The sequence below is a fragment of the Mesorhizobium sp. M1A.F.Ca.ET.072.01.1.1 genome (genome assembly GCF_004023325.1).
Taxonomy (GTDB): domain Bacteria; phylum Pseudomonadota; class Alphaproteobacteria; order Rhizobiales; family Rhizobiaceae; genus Mesorhizobium.
Genome location: NZ_RZSF01000601.1, coordinates 1 through 1,776 on the forward strand (window position 1 = coordinate 1; position 1,776 = coordinate 1,776).

Annotated in this window: 1 protein-coding gene and 1 pseudogene; both read right to left on the reverse strand. The window is 54.8% G+C overall.

The features are described from left to right. Positions 1–321 (reverse strand): annotated as a pseudogene (locus tag EOA32_RS36790) (plasmid partitioning protein RepB); the annotation flags it as partial. Next, entirely contained in the window at positions 318–1,514 is a 1,197-nt protein-coding gene (gene repA, locus EOA32_RS36795) for a plasmid partitioning protein RepA (protein ID WP_128374276.1), read from the reverse strand. The gene repA and the pseudogene EOA32_RS36790, both read right to left, overlap by 4 nt. Positions 1,515–1,776: the final 262 nt, after the last annotated feature.

The following is a 1,776-nucleotide window of genomic DNA, read 5'->3' on the forward strand; positions in this document are numbered from 1 at the left end:
ATCCTGCCCTCTCTGCCGGATGGCTTCTACCAGCTCCTCAAAGGTCTCCTCATCATCACCTATGCGATCTGAAATGAACGAGATGTCGATCATATCAGGATCGAGTTCGATGACTGTAGCACCTTCAAGGAGCCGGGATTCAATCTCCTTTGCCGCCTGCGCTTTTTCGGCGAGCTCATCTATCGACCTCGTTATGGCCCCGAAAGCACCACGGCTGCGGTTTCGCTCCACTGCTGGGGAGAGATCACTCCCCGGATCTGAGTTGACTGCGGTCAACTTTCGCTCCGTGAATGAGGTGAGGAGGTTCTTTCTAGACATCAGCGCCCCCATGCCTTGTGGATCAACTCTGTGATCTCGGAGTTGACGCGATGCACCGATTCTATTGCGCGGTCATACGTTGACCGTGTGAACTGGGAGCGTTCGACCTCGTAGAGCGTCTGCTTGGTTATCCCTGCATCCGAGATCGCGGTACTTTTCAGCATCTCGTTGACGAGGACATGCTGCTTGAACAGTGATCGCATGAAGGCGACCATTTGGCTCTGCGGGCCGTCAGTAGGCTCGTAGCGGGTAACAAGGTAACGAAGCCAGTCGAGCCGCATGTTGGCTCCTGCCCTCTTCAGGGTGCCCATGACCTCGCCCATCATCAGCAAGAACTGGCACATTGACATCACATCAAGCATCTGTGGATGCACGGTGATCAGGATGCCGGTTGATGAAGAGAGCGCGGTCAGTGTCAAATAACCAAGCTGAGGCGGGCAATCGATGATGACTACATCGTACTGGTCTGCAACGTCAGCCAAGGCCTCATCGAGACGTCCGAAAAAGATGCGGCCCATGGAGCCGTCCTTTTGAGCGAGGGCGAGGGGGGTATCGTATTCGAATTCCTGCAGCTCGAGGTTCGCGGGCACGATGTCGAGATCCGGGAAATTTGTCTTCTGAACTAGCGCCGACAGCGGCCTTCTTTCGTCATCATAGCGTAGGGCTTCATAGAGGGATTCGTTGTGGTCGACCTCCGGCTGGAAGCCGTGCAGGGCGGATAGCGAGGCTTGCGGGTCAAGGTCGATGGCTAGAACTCGATGCCCGGTCAGTGCGAGATGCTGCGCCAGGTGGGCTGCCGTTGTCGTTTTTGCGGAGCCCCCCTTGAAATTGACGACTGCTATTATCTGCAGGTGTTCCATGTTTCGGCGGTGCGGAACGTACTTCGCTGCTGCCCGGCTGTTTCTATCCAAATACTGGCGCATCTCCAGTAGCTGCACCGCCGTGTATGAACGGCGGCCGGACGGCGTTACCATCGGCTGCGGCCCTTTGCCTTCGAGAGACAAATTCTTGAGATAACCGCTCGTTACATTAAGATATTGCGCAGCCTCCGCCAACTGGAACGGTCGCAAGGTTTTCTGTGCATTCGGCGGGAACATTTCGAGCCGATGCTCGTGAAGCATTGCGGAGAGGTCATTAGCCTGCTGGGTGATTAACAGATCAACTTCTGCAATCTCTTCCCGGATCATCACATTCATCGAAATTTTCCGCACATGCGTTTTGAAAGCCGATACGGCCTATTAAGCGCATGTAGCCCTGATTCTTTCGATCCGGCAACAAATTTAACGTTAACGAAAGGTTAACAGAGATATCGCCCGCCCTCAGTTGACTGCAGTCAACTTGCCTACTGAAAGTCGACTTCACGTGAAACCGCGCATTTTGCCATCACGGGATCCACCAGACGTGGCGTCGGAGCGGCGGTTGAATAAAAACGATCTGCTCCCCCGTGCAGTGTGGCGA